Consider the following 22,369-nt stretch of genomic DNA (forward strand, 5'->3'; position numbering starts at 1 on the left):
ATGGTAAATCAAACTCGTAAGCCGATCCGCATTGCAACAAGTGCGATACTGGCTTTATCGTTAACGATGTCAACCGTTCCTGCGGCATTGGCAGCTGAGACTACTTCAACTGCGACTACAGCAAAAACGAGCGGTTTCAGTCCCATGTTTTCAGACTTGAAGTCAGGACATTGGGGTGAAGCTCATATACATAAACTAGCAGCACTAGGTATCTTGAAAGGATACAATGGAAAATTCCGTCCGGATGATCCTGTTACCCAACAAGAAGCGATTACGATAGCACTACAATATATGAATGTGAAGAGTGAGCTTCCGAATGCTGACGAGGTTGTGCTTCCAGAAGGTATTAAAGTGGGTAATCATTTTAAGCCATATGCAGCATTGGCCATCCAAAAGGGATTGATCAATAAGACCGAAGAAGCAGCTGCACTTGATCCAAAAGCAAAAGGAACATGGGGAGAGCAGAAAGCTACACGTGAATGGGTTACTAAAATCTTAGTTCGCGCGATGGGTAAAGATGCCGACGCTCAAGAAGCCATGAAACAAGCGACGACATTTGCAGATAACAATGATATTTCTGCTAATGCGCTGGGCTATGTGAATGTGGCTACACATCTAAAGCTCGCGACAGGCATGGACAAAAATCGCTTCCTTCCAAAGGATATAGTAACTCGTGCACAAATCGCTTCATTCTTCAGCCGTGGTGAGAGCGTGCTTGATATTCAATATGCGAATGAATACCATGGTATTTCCGGTGGTATAACAGATAACTCTATTCGTTTGTTTAATCAGGACAATCAATGGGTTAACTATCGCGTCGATGCGAAAACGGTATATTACAGCAATGCTAAGCCTATTGCAGCTAAAGATATTCCAGCTTATACAAAAGTTCGTGTTATTGGAGAAGCTAACAATGCGGCTTATGTAGAGTTGATAGATGCAGCGCCTCAGGTTGAGAATGTACAAGCTACATTGAAATATGTGGTTCCATCAGAGAATAAGCTCTATTTGAAAGTAGCAGGCAGCGAAGATTTGCAGCAGGTGAAATATGAGCAAAATACGATTTTGAAAGATGCGAGCGGAAATACAATCACGGTGGACAAACTGACAGCAGATTCGGAATTGACTCTTATGCGTGAAACGTTCTCTGAAGATCGTCGTGTGCTTGAAATTCAAGTCAAATCAGGTCCTGTCAATAAGACTGCTAAAGGTACCATCACTGAAATTAATAAAACGACTCGCAATGTAACGGTTAAACTTGAAAATGGTGCAAGCGAGACATTCCGAGTAGATGAGCAGGCTGTCGTTAGTTATGCGAACCAGCTATTTAAGTTTGAAGATTTGAAAGTGAACGATCCGATTACGTTCACAGTTAAAAATAGTGTTATAACTGGAATCACGTTAAACAGTTCTCCTTCCTATACGATTGACGGCAAGATTCAAGCGATGGGGCCTGCTAAGACGAGCATTACTATTTTGAAAGACGACAACAGATTGGAAGCAAAGATGATCGCTAGCAATGTTGAAGTTGTCATCAATGGTATGAAACAGTCGAGCGTGGATAACTTGCTTGCTGGAGAATATGGAGACCGTGTCAAACTAACCATTGACGGTGAGGACAAGGTTACTCGTATTGAGGTGCTTAGCCGCAAAGTAGAGACGCTTATCGGTGCTCAAGTAGAATACTATAATGCGGAGAAGAAATTACTGACGGTCGTTGCCGATAATATCGGCGTAAAGAGTTTCTATCTAACAGATGATACAAAGTATGAGCTGGACGGTAATAGTGTTATAGGTGCGGCTGTTATTCCAATGTTGAATGGGAAACGCAAGGTAAATATTCAATTTACGGGTGACAAAGTGCTCCTCGTCTCCTTCGCTCATAAATATGAAGGTACAGTAGTGAATGTGAGTACATCTTCACGAATGATCACACTAAAGCTGGCTAATAATCAGATTATTACGATTCCATATATGGCGAATTATTTTGTGGTCGATATGTATGGTAAAAGTGGTGCTACACTTGCTGATGTGAAACCAGGACAAGAAGTTATGATTGTACTATCCCAAGATCAGGCTAGTGCGATGTCGCTAGCTGTGCGTACCTACAAGCAGTTCGAAGTAGCGACGGTAAATACATCAACAGGTCGTGTTACTTTACGTGATACAAGTCGACAAGTTGAGGAGCATTCCGTATTGTCGGTTCCTGTATACGGCTTTAACAATGAAAAACTTACTGTATCTGACTTGCGTACAGACGAAGTTGTCAATGCCGTCTTTAATGGACGAAGCTTGGTAGAATTGCGCAAAGTAGCAGTAAATACGGGGCGTGTTGAAGCGGTTGATGTAAATGCGGGTATTGTGACGATCAAAGATTACAAAGGTCAGACGTCCACTCATCCGATTAATAATGGTGTGACCATTATTGCAGCGAATGGTACGACAACTAGTAATCCATCGGCGTTACAAGTAGGAGAACGTATCGAAATCCGTAAAGATGCAAATAATACCACCGTATTGAAGGTGATGCAAGGTGAAAAGCATAACTTCTGGAAATATGATGCGAATACAAAGGAATTGTTTGTACAACGTTCTAGCGTAAGTGGCTCGCAGCCTCGCCTCATTGTTTTGCCAGAAGCGGTTGTTCATAGTAAAGGTCAGACACTAAATTGGTCATCATTTAAAAATGGTGACAGTATTACGGTTTATCTTATGAATGGCAAAGTTGTTGAAGTAGAGAAAAACTAGTTCAACGAATGAAAGAGCTTGGTCATCATAGACCGAGCTCTTTTGACTTTTTATTTGAAGTTAAGCGACATTTACTAGCCATAAGAGCTTGTAGCATGGTATAATATATTCTTGGGTAAGAAAAGAAGAGAGGGATTTAAATGGCAACAAGCGCACGTGTGCGCCGCATATTGGATACGTTTGGGGAAATGTTCCCGGATGCGCATTGTGAATTAATTCATTCCAATCCATTTGAGTTGACGATTGCGGTTCTGCTATCTGCGCAATGTACCGATGAGATGGTCAACAAGGTCACAGTTGATTTGTTCCGCAAATACAAGCGACCAGAAGACTATATTGCAGTGCCTCTAGATGAATTGGAACAGGATATTAGACGAATTGGATTATTTCGAAATAAAGCGAAGAACATTCAGAAACTGTGCCATATGCTACTAGAGAGTTATGATGGTGAAGTTCCGCGTCAGCACGACCAATTAACAACATTGCCAGGAGTAGGGCGTAAGACTGCGAATGTCGTAGTTTCGAATGCTTTCGGTGTACCTGCGATTGCAGTTGATACACATGTTGAGCGTGTATCTAAGCGCTTAGGCCTTGCTAATGATGAAGATAGTGTGTTGGAAGTTGAAAAGAAACTTATGCGAAAAATCCCGAAAGAGGAATGGACGGATACGCATCATAGACTTATTTTTTTTGGAAGATATCACTGCAAAGCTCAGTCCCCGCGCTGTGAAGTATGTCCATTGCTAGAGATATGTAAATTTGGCAAAGGGCGTATGAAAGCGGCTAAAGGAAGAAAGAATGGATAATATACTATTTACACGGATAGGTGGCGATCGAAATGAAGTGCATCTCAGTATATACGGATAACTTCGAACAATTCTCGGATATATACTTGAAGTTGCTGGAACAACCTGTCCAAGACGATGAGGAAATCGAAGTGGACGGCGTAACGGTGTATGGAGCAGGCAGTGTGCCTGAACAATATGTGGATCGGATGAAACAGAAAAATAATGTCGTTGTTATGCGTGACAAGAATCAAGGCATTATTATTCTACAGCATGCTAAACAGTTTGAAATTCTTCTCCCAGAAGAACAAAATATGGTACACTAATAACCGAGTTTGTAGGCAAAATGAGGAAGCCGAGCATACTCGGTTTTTTCATGCAAAAAATTGAATTACCATGTCTTGCTAAAAGTCATGGAGCTTATAGATGGGGGAATGGGTATTGTGCATAACAGGGATCGCATCTCAGAAACGCTTCAATCCGTAATACATTCAGGTATAGATTCAATAAGCTTCGATAAGCAGCTGGAAGATCTAGCTGTTCAACTCGAAGCGGCTGGAAACTCTACTGCATCATCTAAAATGAAAGAAGTGGCTGCTAAATGGCGCGAGCAATCTATATACATTGCGATGTGCGGTCATTTCTCTGCAGGTAAGTCCACCGTAATTAACCGGCTAAGCGGTAGAGCGTTGCTCCCGTCTAGTCCGATACCGACAAGTGCCAATATTGTTGAAGTGCGGTATGGAACGAGTCGTGCCGAGATATATCGTCATAATGCTGAAGGCGGAACCTCTGCTGAGCAGATTCCACTGACGCAGTTGCAGGCCGCTTGCCGCGATGGAGAAGCGATCGAGCGAATCGTTCTATTTGAAGAAGTAGAATGGCTTCGTCAAGGAGCTGTATTGCTTGATACGCCTGGTGTAGATTCTACAGACGATGCTCACCGGGCAGCAACAGAATCAGCTCTGCATCTGGCTGATGTTGTCGTCTATGTGACGGACTATAATCATGTACAATCTGAGTTGAATTTTACTTTTGCTAAAAAAGTTGCAGATGCGGGTAAGCCGCTCATTTGGATTGTGAATCAAATTGACAAACATCGTGAACAAGAGCTGTCATTCAAAAGCTATCGTGATAGCGTTGAAGCTGCCTTGCAAGCGTGGAATATTGCACCCGCAGCTATATATTATGTATCAATGCGCCAGCCTGAGCATCCGTGCAATGAGTGGATGGCTGCGCAATCGGCGCTCAGTTTACTTGTAGAACATCGAGCACCATTTGTTCAAGTTGGAGCGGTAAGAGCCTCTCAGGAAATTGTAAAAGAATATGAGGCGTGGGCTAGTCAGCCAATCGCAGAAGAAAGAGAGCAATGGGAAGAGCAAGTTGGCGGTAAAGAAGCTGTACAGGCGCTGCAAGGGGAGTATGATGCAGCAGCATCTCAATTAGAGAAATTGCGGGGCCAGATCACGAAACAGCAAAATGAATGGATGCAAGCGCTAACGCGTCTGCTCCGTGATGCAATTCTAACTCCTGCTGTACTTCGTGATGCAGCACAGCAATATTTGGACAGTCGTAAGCCTGGCTTCAAGGTTGGACTCCTCTTTACTGCAGCAAAGACAGAAGCGGAGCGGGAGCGCCGTCTAGAGCAGCTTACTGCAAAATGGAATGAAGAACTGCGTGCACATGTATATGCGCATTTGCTGCCTATGTATCGCACGCTTGCTCGTGAAGCAGGAGCGGATGAGCGCCTATCTGTTCAAGTGCTAGAGGATGAGTTGCCTCATTTTACAAGTGATATGCTTAAACAGCATGTACAGGAGTCTTCAGCAGGCAGCGGCGAATATACGATGAATTATTGCTTATCTCGTGCTGAAGAGATGAAAGCGGCAGTGCGGCGCACGGTGCTTGCAGGTTCTGATAAGTTGTTTGAACAAATAAGCGATAGAGATTCGGAATTGATTCATCAGCAAGAAGAGCAGTTTGAACATATGAAACAGCAACTCGCCGCCTTGCATCAATTGGAAGCTCGTTTAAACGAAGTGAAGTTAAAAGTGAATCAGTTGCAAGCACAGTTGAAACATAATAGTAGTGGCAGTGAAGCAAAAGATGATTTGCAGTTGCTTCAGCACGTTATTCATTATGTTAGAGATCAATCTTGTAAGTTAATTGAAGCGAGACGGAATGAGCTTGATGAGCAATATGCTGAGGGCGGAGTGTCAGAGCAGATGGCACATGCAGATGAAATGTATATTACATCTGTCAGCACGGATACGAAGCTACAGGCTGAAGCCGCAGAGGGGCAAGCATATGCCGCAGCGCCGGTGTTGGAACCAGCTAATGTGCGGAGCGGCATTGCTGCTGCTGTAGAAGCGCTGCGTTCAACTTCAAAGCAATTGGAGCGTATCGATTCAATGTCCGCGCTCGCTGCTGACTATCGCAACAAAGCGGAGCGGCTTTCGAATAACCGCTTTACAGTCGCGTTATTCGGAGCATTTAGCGCAGGTAAGTCATCGTTTGCTAACGCACTTATTGGTGCTAATGCGCTGCCAGTATCGCCTAATCCAACGACCGCAGCAATTAATACGATTACTGCGCCAACGGCAGAGCGGCCTCATGGCACTGCTTTGATTCGATTAAAGAGCGAGCAGCGACTTTTGGAAGATATGCGCTATGCTTTGGTACAAATGGGCGATGCTAACGCAGTTCATTATTCGTTAGAGGAAGCTATAGCTTCATTATCGCGTTGGAATCCTGACATGCTGCATCCTTCTGGACGCCCGCATTACAGCTTTATACAAGCTATATCGACAGGCTATGCCCATGTTAAAGAACATATAGGTAAAGAAATACTTGTTGAGGAAGCTGAATATCGATCTTATGTAGCAGATGAATCTCGTTCTGCTTTTGTTGAACATATTGAATATATGTATGACTGTGAATGGACACGTCAAGGCTTCGTATTCGTGGATACGCCTGGTGCGGATTCTATTAATGCACGACATACAGGAGTAGCCTTTGAGTATATCAAAAATGCGGACATGATTTTATTTGTTACTTATTATAATCATGCCTTCTCTCAAGCAGATCGACAGTTTCTTACGCAGCTCGGTCGAGTTAAAGATGCATTCGAAATGGATAAGATGTTCTTTATCGTTAATGCAGCAGATCTCGCCGCAAGTAAGGACGAGTTGGAAAGTGTCATGACCTATGTAGAAGGCAGGTTGCTGGAGTTTGGAATTCGTTCGCCAAGATTGAATGCAGTGTCCAGTTTACGTGCACTTGAGGGTAAATTGGCAGATGATAAAGCCCAGATCCGTGCCGCTGGCTTTGAAGCGTTTGAAGAACGGTTTATGTCATTTGCTGTGAATGAACTAGCTGCGATGAGTATGGAGCGAGCTTATGCTGACATACAGCGGGCACATGGGCAATTGCAAGCTTTGGAGCGGGCACTGTTATCTAATGCAGCAGATCGGGAACAGCAACAGCAACAAATTGCTCAATCTTGGTCAGAAGTTGAACACCAATTGAATTTACTGGCTGAAACGGATGAAAGCCGATCTATGACCCAAGAATGTGAAGAGTTGCTGTATCACGTTCGTCAGCGTATTCAATATCGTTTCAATGATGGATTTGCCTATGCTTTCAATCCGGCATCGCTGCGAGCTGATCAATCGGATCTTGATCTCGCATTACGGCTCGCATTCCAAGATTGGAGACGGCATTTGGAAGTAGAGTTGACGAATGAAGTATTGGCTACAAGTTTACGCCTAGAACAGCATGCAAAGCGGCTCATCGTTCAGCATATTGGAGATGCTTCCTCCTTTATGATGGCAAGGTTCGAAGGATATGTTTACGAGTGGCCTCCATTGGATTCTTGGACTACACCTCATGTAGAAGCAAAGCTGCCTCAACTTCAGATGGAAGTCAAAGAGCTTCGTAAATGGTATAAGAACGCGAAGCATTTCTTTGAAGCGGGTGGGCGTGATAGTTTGAAACAGCATTTGGAAGTGATGTGCATGGAAGCAATGAAGATTGAGGTGCATAACATGCAGCAGATGCTCATTTCGCATATAACATCTTGCTTCCAGAATGAAATGACTCAACTAGAAAATGAAGCGAGAGAAGTATGGCATGCACACTATAACCGTTTGTGTTCCGTTACTTCGGATACAATATCGCTTGAAGTGCTTCAAGATGCTATTCAGCAAGTGAATCGTCAGCGCGAAATGAGCGTATAAAAATATCTTTTTTGTCATTCTTATATTTATTTGATATGAATCGCTTGAACTGCTGCCCCGATATATCGGGGCAGTTTGTGCATATTGAAGGAAACTGGATATTATCTGAGAAAATACAATGAATTAAAAGAAATATATGGGTATATATATGCAAAATCTCTCTATTTCGCATATTCCGCTTAAATATGAGATAATGCGCGTTTTGCTGTTGCTACAAGCTGGTGTTAAACTCCGATAATACATAACACAGGAGTAGGAGGAGGGAGGTTGTCATGAATATTTTTGGTCAATTACGTCCGTACTATTGGTCACAAAGGAAAATGATACTGGGATCACTGTTATGCTTAGTGGTAGCAACTGCGCTTGGTCTTGTTTATCCTAACTTGCTGCGCATCCTTATCGATGATGTCATTGGAAAGGAACAGTTTCATTGGGTCCCTTGGCTGGCGGGAGGAGTAGTTCTCGTCGTACTGCTAAAAGGTTCGATGCAGTTCCTGCACGGATTTCTAGGGGGAAGAGTAGCCAATCATGTTGCCTATGAGATGCGAAACGCTTCTTATGAGAAGTTGCAAACGTTATCTTATCGGTACTATGACAAAGCACGTACCGGTGATTTAATGTCAAGGCTAACTGCTGATTTGGAAGGAATACGATTGTTTATTGGATTCGGCTTTGCGCAATTATTGAATCTGTTCTTAATGGTTGTGTTTGGAGCTGCGATGATGATGTCGCTCAATTGGCAGCTCACTTTGATTACAATGGTTACGATGCCAATACTCGTCTTTACGGTATCCAAGTTCCAAGCCAAAATTCATCCTGCCTTTCAAGAGATGCGACAGACGTTCAGTGAGCTTAACACAGCAGTTCAAGAAAACATAACAGGGATGCGTACTGTAAAATCATTCGCACGAGAAAGACATGAAGTGGATAAATTCTCAAGCCGCAATGAGGCGTACAAAAATAATCAGCTTCGCGCAGCCAACCTGTGGGGTGGATATTTTCCGGTAATGGAGCTTCTATCTTTATTATGTGTTGTTCTGCTTCTTACTGTAGGTGGAACCATGGTAATAAAGAAACAGTTGTCTCTCGGGGAACTAGTCGCATTTTTCAGTATGATATGGTACATCATTGGCCCGATGTGGGGAATTGGGTTTCATATTAACAACTATACGCAAGCGAAGTCCTCTGGGGAGCGCATATTGGAATTATTAAACTCCCATATAGACATCCAAAACAGCGATACTACTTATGTGTTGGATGGCAATAAGGTGGAAGGGCATGTACAATTCCACAATGTTTCTTTCAAATATGAGGAAGATGCAGAGGCAGTGAGCCAGATTGACTTTAATGCTACCCCAGGTAAAGTAATTGGCTTGATGGGAGGCACGGGGGCTGGTAAGTCTACGATTATTCAGCTGCTTATGCGAGCTTATGATGTGAATGAGGGAGCTATAACGCTAGATGGTAGAAATATCAAGGATATTGAAATTACAAGTTTGCGCAGTCAAGTTGCAATTGTATTTCAAGAAACGTTCTTGTTCTCTTCAACGATACGAAATAATATCGCATATGGCCGTAATGATGTAAGTATGGATGAAATTATTCGCGTTGCGAAGCTGGCTCAAGCACATGACTTTATTATGGAGCTGCCATTAGGATATGATACGCTAGTTGGTGAACGCGGACTTGGGCTGTCAGGAGGTCAAAAGCAGCGTATTGCGATAGCGCGTGCAATGTTGTGTGATCCTAAAATTCTAGTGCTGGATGATGCTACGAGTGCAGTCGACATGGAGACGGAGCATTCCATCCAAGCTGGTTTCCAAGAAGTGATGAAGGGGCGTACCGTATTTATTATTGCCCATCGGATTTCTTCACTGCGACATGCTGATGAAATTCTCATTTTGGATAAAGGTAAAATTGTTCAGCGTGGAACACATGAGGAGCTTATTCAGCAGTCAGGTATGTATCAAGATACGTATCATATTCAATATGCAGATTATTTAAACCTTGCGAAACAAGGGGTTTATAGTGAGGTGAGCTCATGAGAACCGCAGCAAATGCATCATCTACAGAGCATGAATCAGCAGCGCATGCCAATGAGGTGAAACAACAACCTTCACGATTTTATTATCCAGATGATGAGCTGATTGAGAAACCGTTTAACTGGGCTCAAATGCGCAGGTTGTTCGCGTATATGCGCCCGTACAAGCGTCAGCTGCTTCCTGCATTGATCGTACTTATCATAGTGGATACACTGACGAAGTTGTCGATACCGTTTCTCATTAGTTATGCGATTGACTCGGCCATTGCGCCAAAGGATATGGACCCATCCTTGAGAATGCTTTATATTGTGGCTGGTACGATACTTGGCTTGTACATTGTACAATGGGCTGCAAATACATATCGCATTAAGTTCATGAGTATGATTGGCCAACGTATTATTTATGATTTGCGTGCCGATTTGTTCAAGCATATTCAGACGCTGTCTTTCCGTTTCTATGATAAGCGTCCTGCAGGTTCCGTGCTTGTACGTATTACGAATGATGTGAACTCGTTACAAGATTTGTTTACGAACGGAGCTATAAACGTTTTAGTTGATTTGCTCCAATTGGTGGGAATCGTCATTATATTAATGTTCTTGAATGTGAAATTGGCGATTGCGGTTATGATTACCGTACCGATTATGTTCGTTGTATCTACTCGTTTGCGCCGCCATATTCGGATGGCTTGGCAGGATGTTCGAATTAAGCAGTCTCGCATAAATTCTCATTTGAATGAAGCGATTCAAGGGATGCGAGTGACACAGGCTTATGCGCAAGAACAAGAGAATATGAAGTTTTTTGATAAAATGAACCGCATCAATAAAGCGTCTTTCGACCGTGCTTCCATGATGAATCAGACATTCAGTCCAATTATTGAAGTGACGAGCGCGATCGGTGGATTTATTTTATTCTGGTATGGTTCTCATTTAATCCAAGTTGGAGCTATCACAGTTGGGGTATTGTTCGCATTTGCTCAATATGTGGGGAACTTCTGGGAGCCGATTAACCGTCTTGGTATGATGTATTCCCAAATGTTGATTGCTATGGCTTCCTCTGAGCGCATATTTGAATTTATGGATGAGAAGCCCAATGTGGACGAAAATAAACAAGCGAAGCAGCTTCCTGTTGTTAAAGGAGACATTCAGCTCGATAGCGTAGTGTTTGAATATGAAGCAGGCCGTCCAGCAATCCGTAATATTTCCTTCGATGTGGAAGCAGGGCAGTCCATCGCCCTTGTTGGTCATACAGGCTCAGGCAAAACGACGATTATTAGCTTAATCAGTCGTTTCTATGACCCTACAGAGGGGCGTGTACTGGTTGATGGTCAAGATATTCGCCATGTGCAGTTGAATAGCTTGCGGACGCAGATCGGTATCGTAATGCAGGATACGTTTATATTCTCAGGTACGATCCGCGACAACATTCGCTTTGGTCGGCTAGATGCAACAGATGAGGAAGTGGAAGCAGCTGCAAGGTCCGTACATGCTCATGAGTTTATCGATCAGTTGCCAATGGGCTATGATACAGAAGTGCAGGAGCGAGGTAGTGCCCTTTCTATGGGGCAGCGGCAGTTGTTGTCGTTTGCTAGAGCGTTGCTCGCAGATCCGAGAATTCTTATTTTGGATGAGGCGACAGCAAGTATTGATACCGATACGGAAATTAAAATTCAAAATGCGTTGAAAACGTTGCTTAAGGGGCGCACGTCCTTCATCATCGCTCATCGTTTGTCCACGATTCGAGATTGCGATCGTATTATTGTACTGAATCAAGGTGTTATTCAAGAACAAGGCACGCATGATCAGCTCATGGATACACAAGGTACGTATTATGGTTTAGTAGCAGCACAATTTAAATACATGTAATCATGTATTGAGCGTAACCTACCATTGCGAAGTAGACTAAGTAGAATCTTATAAAAAAGAAGCTGTTCTAACCCAATCGGCGGGTGAGGAGCAGCTTCTTTTACGTATAGAGATTTTTTATTACATTAATCGTGATTGTTTACTGTAATGCGATTATGCCACGGTTTATCGTAAATGAGATCGCTGTTGTGGCAAGCGGGAGCGGTGTTTGATGGCTTCCTACGATGGGGATCATTTTATATTCTCCGTCAGATAGATGCACTTTGTTACCGTCTTTTATCACGCTTCCGTCCCAATTACGTATTTCATAGTGTCCGCGCTTTGTGATATCAGTTCGCTCTTGGATAGAGCCCATATCTCCGTATACTGCATGTTGAACACTTACATTCAAATATTCTATAGATTCACGTACACTATACTCAATATTTGCTGTCTGCTGGTTTGTGTTTAATACATTTGGTGTCATTTTAAGCGAAAAGATGGGTGGCAGCGTATACAGGTCTCCAATATGCATACTGAAGGGAACTCGCAAGATGTGTCCGCTTGTCGCTTCTGTAAGGATAATGTGTCCAAAGTGGCTTCCTTCGTTTGCATATGGAGGTACGTGTAGGTGAATCGAAATAGAAGCTTGTTGTCCAGCATGTAATGGGATGGATGTATCATTTGTTGATATAGTGACAGCTGACTTGTAGTTCTGTTGTTCAGAAGCCTCGTTGCTAGGTTTTGCTATATGGTGGTTTGGTTCATCAAATTGGATGTTTATGTTGTACATTTGGTCTGTATCTACGATATCTTTAAGCAGCAGTTCACGTTGCACGTTCGCACCAGGGATAACTTGTCCAAAAGAAAGGCTGCCTGTGTAATACTCATCAGGTTGAGCGCTATTTGTAACATCGGTTGTTGCTTGTATGAGTGCAACTGCTTCAGCTTGCAGTATGTTCGGAATGGATAATCGGCCTGCTCCTTGGTCATAGACTTTGTACCGTGTTCCAGCTGTATCTGCAAGCGGTACTGCATTATTCATAAGTATGGATTTGATTTCTCCTGGTTCATAATAGTTGCCTTCTATTTCTGCTTTGTTCAAGAGCAGCGCTGCAGTGCCGGCGACATGCGGAGCAGCCATACTCGTTCCATTCGTTTCTTTGTAGGCATTGGAATAGTCCCCATTCCATGAAGGAACCGTCGAACGAATTTTCGTGCCGGGAGCTAATAGATCTGGCTTAATCTCGTAATCTGGCAATGATGGTCCACGAGAGCTAAAGGCTGCAACCTGCTGTTGATCGATGCTTGTACTTGTGGATGCCCCTACAGCAATTGCTTGATGTGCACCAGTTGGGTGGGTGACACTATACTCATTTGGGCCGCGATTGCCATTAGAGGTTACCGCAATCACACCTGCCATAGCAGCGTTATTTAAAGCGACTGTGTCTGCTGTATATTGTGAATTGCTTTCGCCGCTTAAAGATAGATTGATGATGTCCATGTCGTCTTTTACAGCTTGTTCAATCGCCGCAACGATATGTTCGGTTGTGCCTTTTTTATAAGGACCAAGAACGCGATAAGCGTAGAGCTCTGCTTCAGGTGCAACTCCACGAACAGAACCGTACGGACCATTTGGTGTGCTTGGGTTACCGCGACCTACCAATACACCAGCTACGAATGTCCCATGCACCGTCGCGTATTTCGCATTTTCTTCAGCTGTAAGGTCAGGCAGAGGCATTGTTTCCATTGGATCGTTATCGTTATCAACGAAATCATATCCTCCTCGATAAGCCTTGGCTAAGCTTGGATGGCGATAATCGACGCCAGAATCAATGATCCCGATACGTATTCCTTTTCCTTTATAACCTAATTTCCAAAGTTCAGAGAGTCCAATTATATCTTGGCTTAGCGTTGTATCGGATGCCAAGTTTTGCAGCTTAGCTTCTGAATTCGTTAATGTTAATGGCACTTCATGAAAAGTTTGATTCGGATAAATCGCTTTCACATGTGGCAGCTGCAGTAATTGATCTACTTCATGCTGTGGAAGTTGAATAGATACACCGTTAAACACTTGTACATATTGATGATTAATTTTTGCTTGTGAGCTTTGGATCAGCGATTGTTTGAAATCAGCTTGCTCACTTATTATTTGTTGCGTATAAGATTGCGAACGTAGGGTGAGTTTATCTTTTACTTTGTTGTCGTATACTTTCAACGGCTCACTATGTAATTCAACAAGAACGGTAATTGGCGCATTGCTCGTTTTGTCGTAGCTTGTTACATAACTTTTAGGCTCCGTTGATAGATCGGGTAGCGGGATTCGCGATCGTTGAAATGCAGATAGGCTGGGTGGGGGGAGTAGGATTCCAATACATAAGCTAATACTTAATAGTTTCCAATACCATTTGTTTTTTGTTTGACTCATAAATATGTCCTCCTATTATCTTGTTCTCAATAAGTGTTTAATGAATGAGGCGTATTCACTAGGGCGAAACAGGGTACAGGTAATCAGAGTCCTGGAAATTAATTACCCTCATTAGTAAGTGATGAAACACGTTTATATTAAAGATAAAGATGTAAGTGATTCATATGTATACAGCTAATTCGAATATAGAGATAATTGAATTTTTACATGTCGTGGTAAGAGTATATTTGTATCGTTAAGCGGGGCGAATCAGTAGCTTGTGCTGGTGTTATTCGACAACAATCAGGAAAAGAAAAGAGGCTATTCCTCGTAGAAATTCTACGAGGAATAGCCTCTTTTTTGTTGACAGTGTTTAAAAATTACTTATGCTGGTGTTGCAAATGCTCCAATACACGATGAAGAATAGCAGCAGCTTCAGCACGTGTTACTAGTGCTTTAGGGTTGAATAGATTTTTGTCTGTGCCGCGGATAAAGCCTTGTTCTACTGCATAAGCAATTGAAGCTTGAGCATCAACGTTAATTTTGTTGCTGTCTTTGAAAGTAAGTTTTTTCGTCGTTGATTTAAGATCGGCTTTCAACGCTTGAACAAGCAATACAGTAACTTGTTCACGAGTAAGATTCGTGAATGCGCCTTTTTCTTTCGCACGATCATTCCACTTCAATGATGAGCCAAGTAAACGATCCAACAAGGACAGCCATTCAGCCTGATTTACATTGTCGTTCGGTTTGAATGTGTTAGGAGTCGTCTTGCCTGCGATCAAATGATGAGCCGCAAGCACTTCGATACGATCTTTTGCCCAATGCTTCGCAAGGTCAGAGAAAGATTTTTCATAAGAACCCAATGTGAAGATAGTGCCAGATTTATCTACATTAACATGTAGATAACCTGTCGCTGGCTTAAGACCAGCATTCAAGTAAGATAGTTTGTCGCTGTAAGTTGCGTCGTAAACACCTACTTTACGTGGATCTTTAACCGCTGTATCGATTTTGAGACCAACAAGTAATGGTGTTTTCCATGTTTGCTTGTTTGTTGAAATCTTCAAAGTTGGTGCAGAGTGATTCACCCCAGCGATAGCAGATGTGGAAGCATTGTTCTTTTGAGATACAATGAACTTAATGCCGTCCGTATCTGCAAGCTCGCCCAATGTTTCGTTGGAAGCTTGGATATCTAGTGTAGTGCCGTTAATACGAAGTGCTTTCTTCGAATCAACTAAAGCTTTAGCAATAGCATTGGATAGGCGCAGCTCAACTTGTTCATATTTCGTGAAGTCCAAGTCAGATACATCAAGCTGAACTTGTTTCACGTCTTTGTTATCCAATTGAGCTTTAATTACACTATCTTCTACCGTTAAGACACCGTTCTTCTTGCTTTCTTTGGTTGACTCAGTTAAAGTTCCTGCATTAAGTTTTGTACCAGATGGTGTGGAAGGGTAGAATCCGCCGCCTGAGTAACTGTTACCTGGATTTGGTTTTTCAGGTGTAGGTTTTACTACTTTTACTAAGATAGGTGCAAAAGGTACAGCAGCCTCTATTTTATTAGCTGAACTTAACAACTTAATGTTTTGGACATCGAATAAATAAGTGCCTGCTTCTTTTGCTTTGAACGTTAGGCTAACTAGATTATCGACACCTTTAGCAGCCCCATTAGAAAGGCTTACTGCATAATCGAGTCTCTTTTTATTAGGACCAAAATCAACAATGTTTGATTGGATCGATAACGGTACACCAGGATTATGTTGCTGTTGATAGGTGGCCAACGTTACACTCTGCTGAATATTACTAAGTTCTAACTCAAACTTTTTATCGTACAAGACGCTAAAGTTAGCTGCATAAACAGCCTCTGTAGCTGTAACCTTTACATCTACGCGGAACGTATCTCCGACCTTAACTTCAGAAGCAGATGAAACGGCTCCTAGTGCTGGTGAGTCAGGCTCATAATCAAATTCAATAATTTGTGGGTCAGTCTGTCCGTTTCCAGCCAGATCGTGTACAAATAACCCCAGAACATTCGCGCCAGACTTTAATGGCACATCTACGGTGAAATCACCATTGTTATGAACTTCACCCGCAATAATGCTCGCACTACCATCTGGATTGATAACTGCTAGTTGTACACCAATGATATTTTTAAGTGGTTCTGTTGCAGGTAGTAGATCGATGAGTAAATCGCTATCGATTGTACCACTAATCTTACCATGAGTAGGCTTTCCTTGAATTACTCCGATTTCATTTAATTTATAAACTGGAGCTGTTTTATCTACAATAAGTCCACTTCTAGCATTTAGTAAAAGCTTAGAATCGACTTTAGGAACTAAATAATAGAAACCATCTTTAAGCGAAACGGATGCATTGTCTTTCTTCACTGTTCCATTCCATTTGCTGAATTCATAATATCCTTTATTGACACTGCCATTTGATTCTAGAATCGTACCTTGTTCGTTGTAAACAGCATCAACCACACTGATAGCTAATTGATTTACTTTTTCAGCAACCCCATACTCAACATCAATAACATCTTGCACGCCATCTCCATTTGGAGAGAAGAAAAGTTTAGAAGGAGTGACAGTAGGTACTGATGGCAGAACATAATCGTCACCAACATAAGCGCTGTATGGGAGACGTAATGTATGATTGCTGGTTGTTTCTTTTAGTAATACAGCCCCTTCATATACACCTTTGGCAGCATTAGCAGGCACATTCAGCGTAAGTTTGAATGAAGCTTGAGCGCCAGCTAGAAGGTTCACCTGTGTTTGATCCGCAGTTACTGTAACATTTGGGGACCCGCTAATTGTTTCTAGAGAAACATCATACACTTGGCCTTTGTTGGCAATATCTTTAAGTGTTACTTGCTTTTCAGATGCTGCACCGATATTTACCTGTCCAAATGAAACACTACCAGTGGAATAATCATCAGGTACATAATCTTTTGTTGCATCTGTCGTGTAACCTACTGAAGCAACGGCCTCTGCTTTTAGTATTCTAGGAAGGTCCACACGACCTGCACCTTGTGAAGCAATATCATAGGTTTGACCTTCGCGTGTTTTGACAGAAACTGCGTTATTCGTAATGAGTGACTTGATCAGATCTGGATTTAATTCTTTTTGTTCCTTCTCGGCTTTTTCCTGCAATAGGGCTACGACACCAGCGATGTGAGGAGCGGCCATACTTGTACCATTGTTATCTTCATAAGCTTTTTCGTACTTGCCGTCAAAGGCTGGGACAGAGGAACGGATCGCTACACCAGGTGCGAGAATATCAGGTTTAATCGCATATCCCGGCAAAGCAGGGCCGCGTGAACTAAAGCCAGCCACTAGGTCCTTTTCGGTAATTGTTTGGTATTTTAGCTTTGTTGTTCCAGCAGCGAGCTTCGCTTTAATCGCTTCTCCATCTTTCTTCGTAATACCGAATGTAGGAACGGATTTAGGATCAGGTACAGATGGGCTTAGCTCGCCGTCAGCATTGTTATGAATAAGAACGGCAGCGGCACCTGCAGCTGTAGCATTAAGCGCTTTTTCAGCAAATGTAATCTCTCCGCGGGAGATAAGAACCAGCTTTCCTTTAACATCTTTACTTGTAAAATCAGAAGTTTTACCAAGTCCCGCGAAAGCGACCTCAAGCTCTTGATTCTCTTGTAGGAACTTCTCATATGTAGCAATATTACCGTGAATAGCAGTTGTACCAACGCCGTGGAAATTAGCAGCTTTTAGTGGTGGTGTAGATGCGCCGACAGAAATCGCTTGATGCGCAGCACCTGGACTACCAACGGTATAACCGTTAGGGCCTGAATTTCCGTTCGAAATAACTACGGGGACTCCTACAATAGCAGCATTGTTAGCAGCTACGGAATCTGCGGTATATTCGAAGTTAGTAGGTGAGCCTAAGGACAGATTCAGAACGTCCATACCATCTTGAACCGCTCGCTCGATACCTGCGATGACGGAAGCGGTTGTACCGCCACCATATTCACCAAGTACGCGATAAGCATACAAATCGGCTTCCGGAGCAACACCGCGCACCCAGCCTTTATCATAGTTAGGGATATCGGGATTTCCTCGTCCTACAATCGTTCCGGAGACATGTGTTCCATGAGAGGTTTCCACGTTTCTACCGTTTCTTGGTGGTTTGGCCGGATTAGGCTTAGTTTCGTAAGGATCGTTATCGTTGTCGATAGCATCATATCCGCCTTTGTAGGCATCCTTTAAGCTTGGGTGATTGTAATCAACCCCTGTATCGAGTACGCCGACCTTAATGTTTTTACCTGTAACACCAGCATTCCAATACACTGGGGCACCAATATGCTTAGACGATTCATCCATAAATGGATTCACGTTCGCTTCATCTTGGAATGGCAATGCATAGAAGGTCTGGTTTGGATAAATCGCTTTTACACCAGGTAGTTTAAGTAGGTCATTTACTTGCTGACCGTTAATCTCGACTGCAAAGCCATTGAATACTTGTGAGAATTGTCGATTAATTTTACCGTTTAACTCGGATTGGAGCGCGTATTTAAATTGTGCTTGTTCAACTTGCAATTGTTGAATTGTGTCCTCATCATTCGATAGAATTCCAGGGTTTTGCTGAGTCTGTTGAACTTTCACAGGCTCTGTTTGAAGTTCTACGATAACAGTGATTGGCTGATTGCTTTCGGAATAAGCTTGAGGCAAATAATTTTGGGGTTCTAACTTTGGTAATTGTAACTTGGTGTCCTGTGGTAGTTTGGATGCTACCTTTAAGTTTTTAATTATCTCAATTTCTGACTGCTTGGAAGGTTGCCCTGCTTGCTCAGCTGCTGCTAAAGTTGGAAACAATAGGCTTGCAGTCAGTGTTATGCTCATAAATGTAGCTAATGTTTTGCGGTAGGAAGTTGTACTCAAATAAAATCCTCCTTCAATAAATGGGGTTATAATACGATGATAGAGTTAGAACAGTGAGGCATGAAGGAAAGCGCAGAACCTCCTTTCGAGGGTGAAGTGAACTGCAACTAACTGAGTACGATTCTAAGGTGTGCTTGTCTAAGAGGTAATACTTCCTATTTTAATGTGAGAATTGACCAGTGTACATGGATTATATTCCTAATTATATAGAAAAAAGTCCTGAATTTCGTTCGACAAGTTAGACGAAAAATGAAGAAAAAGCATGTTTTTTGTCAAATGGAATGAACTGGTTATGTTTGCATTGTTTCAAGGAAATAGGTAATGTAAAGATATTGATTGGAAAAATATCGATATGAAGCGATGTAGTCATGTGCAAAGTCGTACTTAAGTGCTTAGTTGATTGCATAGCGGATGTGATTTGAACAAAGAAGCGAGGGGTATTTTTGAAGCGAAAACAGTCTCGGCTTTGGTCGGTTGTTATGGCGGGGGGAATAGGGACGACGTTGTTGTTTCTCCTCGGCTTTGGTTTGGGTGTCGCAGATATCGTTGCTCCTGCATCCATACCATTTACGGAGAAACCTGAGTCCCAAGCACCACTTGTTGAAACAGAACGTTCGGAAAAAGAAATAAACATTGTCTCCTTAGGCGACTCGTTAACGCGTGGGACAGGGGATGAGACTGGTCAAGGTTATGTTCGTCGTGCTGTCGCTCAGCTGTCTAAGGAACAAAGCAAGCCAGTTAATCTCGTAAATAATTTAGCGATCAATGGACAGCGTGCGGATCAACTTGTTGAACGTTTGAAACAGCAGTCGGTCGGCAATACATTGAAGCAAGCGAACGTTATTTTTTTAACAATAGGCGGGAATGATTTATTTCAAAGTGCACGCGATGATCAGATGAGCAACAATCCCTTAAGTGCAGAATCTCTCAAAGCGAAAGTAGAGAAGGGGACGAATGATGCGATCCAAGTGCTGAAACAGATTCGAAAATGGAATGAATCGGCGCTTATCGTATATGTGGGATTGTACAATCCATTTTCTGATTTGAAAGAAATGCATCAAGATGGTAATGAAGTCGTGCAGCAATGGAATGAAACGATGTTTAATGCCATAAATAAAGATTCAAATATGATTATGATTCCGACGCAAGATTTATTTGAACGTAATATAGGAAAGTATTTGGCCTCTGATCATTTTCATCCGAATGGAGCAGGATATGAGGCGATTGCTACACGAGTGGTGCAAAGTATCAAGTAAGGAAAGTGAAAGCAATCGATTTGAACGTAGTGACTCGTTAGTCACGTAAACAGGAGGCGGTCATATGACGGAGCAGTCGATTCCTGTCTTGTCCGTACAGCAAGTGAAGAAGCGTGTGGGCAAGAAGTGGATTATACATGATGTATCGTTTGACGTGCACAAAGGTGAAATATTTGGCTTTCTTGGTCCGAACGGTGCAGGGAAGACAACAACGATACGTATGTTGGTGGACCTCATTAAACCGACAGAAGGCAAAATTCAAGTATGTGGCTATGATGTAAATAAAGAACCAGAGAAAGCACTTCGTTTCGTTGGTGCTATTGTTGAAAACCCTGAAATGTATAACTTTTTAACGGGTTGGGAAAATTTAGAGCAGTTTGCACGAATGGTACCTGATGTAGATGAGAAGCGGATCGAAGAAGTAGTTGCAATTGTTGGTATGTCCAAACGCATCCACGACAAAGTAGGCACTTATTCCCTAGGTATGAGACAGCGTCTCGGTATCGCACAAGCGTTGCTAGTTCGACCGAAGCTGCTTATTCTCGATGAGCCGACAAATGGATTGGATCCGTTAGGTATTAAAGAGTTGCGCCAATTTATCCGTGTGCTTGCCGAAAGCGGAATGGCTGTATTTGTATCAAGTCATTTGCTCAGCGAAATTCAGTTAATGTGTGATCGTGTTGCGATTATTAGCAATGGTAAAGTACTCGCAGTAGATGATGTTAATAATCTTTTACTTGGAAGAAATCAATATGTGATATGGTTTGTATCCGATATAGAACAGGCTGCAAAGGTTTTGAAGCAGAGTGGATTCACTCGTATTGTAAATGAAAAAGATGCAATCATCGATGAGTCTATATTGATAGGTTTACCAGAGAGTCGCGTGTTGACAGATACACACCCGGATCACATTGCTGACTTGAATCGACTGTTGCTGGAGCATGGTGTACATGTGAATGGTATTCAGCGTGTAATGCCTACGTTGGAGCAGCTCTTCTTAGAAATGACAGAAGGGGGGCACATCGAATAATATGTTGGCGCTTATTCAGAATGAAACGATAAAAGTATTGAAGAAACGACGCTTCTATGTCGTACTTCTTATTCTACTAATACTCATACCTGTGTTTACATACGCGCAAATGAAAGTGGCTCAAAATAGTCTGGAGAAATTTGATCAGGACTGGCGTAGAGAACTTACGCAGCAAATTACAGATTTGCAGAACTCGTTGGGTAGTGACCGAGTACCTGAAGAATGGAAAAAGTTCAGAAGAATTATATTGCAACAGCTTCAATATTATCTTGATCATGATGTCAATCCGAAAGAGCCCAATGGTGTAACATTTACACGTACATTTATGGACAATTCGGTAAATCTATTTATACCCCTGCTTGTCATGGCTATTGCGAGTGATATCGTATCTTCCGAGCGTTCTACAGGTACGATTAAGATGCTGCTTACTAGGCCTGTGAGAAGATGGAAAATATTAATGAGTAAATGGATAGTGCTCATGATGTTCACGGGGATCATTGTATTTGTGACCGCACTGCTCTCTTATGTCATTTCAGGTGCCGTCTTTGGATATGGAGGCTGGACGATACCGTTATTTACAGGTTTTGATATATCGGGGACGAGTGTAGATTATAATGATGTTCATATCGTGCCGGCATGGCTATATGTACTCATGCAATGTGGGCTAATCTGGTTTGCTAGTATTGTTGTTGCTGCTCTTGGATTTATGATATCCGTATTGGTCCGCAGCACAGCTGCCAGCATCGTGACACTAATGGCTACGCTCATTGCGGGTACAATTTTGTATAATATGGCAGCTTCGTGGCCAACTGCAAAATATTTGTTTATGATTAATTTGAAATTAACGGATTATTTGGCAGGAACTCCAACGCCAGTGGACGGTATGACACTTCCGTTTTCCTTGGCTGTACTAAGCGTATGGGCGATTTGTGCACTGTTTATTGCTTTCAGTGTCTTTACGAAACAGGACATGATGAATTAAAATAGTTAAGAAAGCGAAACATCTGTTTGCATCCTGACGGTTGCCGAAAGGCTGGAGGCGTTGTCGAAGACGTCTGGGTGCGACAGATTTTCTTTTGATTTCGGAAATTCGATAATCATCAATAGTTTAAACAAAGGGGGAGCAT

Annotated in this window: 11 protein-coding genes; 9 read left to right on the forward strand and 2 right to left on the reverse strand. The window is 42.5% G+C overall.

The window, feature by feature from the left end; translation table 11 throughout:
* The 6 genes from FPZ44_RS07720 to FPZ44_RS07745 all read left to right on the forward strand — a co-directional run bounded on the left by FPZ44_RS07720 (position 1) and on the right by FPZ44_RS07745 (position 11,675).
* Positions 1-2,748: an S-layer homology domain-containing protein gene (locus FPZ44_RS07720; protein WP_144988952.1), complete on the forward strand. Its 2,748-nt coding sequence runs from the start codon at positions 1-3 to the stop codon at positions 2,746-2,748.
* Positions 2,749-2,888: 140 nt separating this feature from the next.
* Positions 2,889-3,554: an endonuclease III gene (nth, locus tag FPZ44_RS07725; RefSeq protein ID WP_144988954.1), complete on the forward strand. Its 666-nt coding sequence runs from the start codon at positions 2,889-2,891 to the stop codon at positions 3,552-3,554.
* A gap of 32 nt (positions 3,555-3,586) precedes the next feature.
* Positions 3,587-3,859, forward strand: coding sequence for an NAD/NADP transhydrogenase alpha subunit (locus FPZ44_RS07730; protein ID WP_144988957.1), 273 nt, complete (start codon positions 3,587-3,589; stop codon positions 3,857-3,859).
* Positions 3,860-3,976: 117 nt separating this feature from the next.
* Positions 3,977-7,771 carry a dynamin family protein gene (locus FPZ44_RS07735; RefSeq protein WP_186785951.1) on the forward strand — a complete coding sequence of 1,265 codons (3,795 nt, stop codon included), beginning with the start codon at positions 3,977-3,979 and terminating at the stop codon, positions 7,769-7,771.
* 272 nt (positions 7,772-8,043) lie between these two features.
* Positions 8,044-9,816 (forward strand): ABC transporter ATP-binding protein, encoded by a 1,773-nt coding sequence (locus FPZ44_RS07740; protein ID WP_144988963.1) that lies wholly within the window; start codon positions 8,044-8,046, stop codon positions 9,814-9,816.
* The gene (locus tag FPZ44_RS07745) at positions 9,813-11,675 is read left to right on the forward strand and encodes an ABC transporter ATP-binding protein (protein ID WP_144988966.1); all 1,863 of its coding nucleotides are present in this window, start codon (positions 9,813-9,815) and stop codon (positions 11,673-11,675) included. The genes FPZ44_RS07740 and FPZ44_RS07745 overlap by 4 nt, the downstream gene beginning before the upstream one ends.
* A gap of 139 nt (positions 11,676-11,814) precedes the next feature.
* Here the strand turns inward: FPZ44_RS07745 and FPZ44_RS07750 are convergent, their stop codons facing one another.
* Positions 11,815-14,082, reverse strand: coding sequence for a S8 family serine peptidase (locus FPZ44_RS07750; RefSeq protein WP_144988969.1), 2,268 nt, complete (start codon positions 14,080-14,082; stop codon positions 11,815-11,817).
* A gap of 359 nt (positions 14,083-14,441) precedes the next feature.
* Positions 14,442-18,956, reverse strand: coding sequence for a S8 family serine peptidase (locus tag FPZ44_RS27020; protein ID WP_144988973.1), 4,515 nt, complete (start codon positions 18,954-18,956; stop codon positions 14,442-14,444).
* Positions 18,957-19,399: 443 nt separating this feature from the next.
* Here FPZ44_RS27020 and FPZ44_RS07760 point away from each other — a divergent pair, with 443 nt between their 5' ends.
* The 3 genes from FPZ44_RS07760 (at position 19,400) to FPZ44_RS07770 (ending at position 22,224) form a co-directional block, all read left to right on the forward strand.
* Complete coding sequence (locus FPZ44_RS07760; protein ID WP_261378242.1) at positions 19,400-20,212, forward strand: GDSL-type esterase/lipase family protein; 813 nt, start codon at positions 19,400-19,402, stop codon at positions 20,210-20,212.
* A gap of 64 nt (positions 20,213-20,276) precedes the next feature.
* A complete protein-coding gene (locus tag FPZ44_RS07765) occupies positions 20,277-21,242 on the forward strand; it encodes an ABC transporter ATP-binding protein (protein WP_144988976.1) in 966 nt (321 codons plus the stop codon).
* Position 21,243: 1 nt separating this feature from the next.
* A complete protein-coding gene (locus FPZ44_RS07770; protein WP_144988978.1) occupies positions 21,244-22,224 on the forward strand; it encodes an ABC transporter permease in 981 nt (326 codons plus the stop codon).
* The last annotated feature ends 145 nt before the right edge of the window (positions 22,225-22,369 follow it).

The sequence above is a fragment of the Paenibacillus agilis genome, from assembly GCF_007786455.1.
GTDB classification, from domain to species: Bacteria; Bacillota; Bacilli; order Paenibacillales; family Paenibacillaceae; genus Paenibacillus_B; species Paenibacillus_B agilis.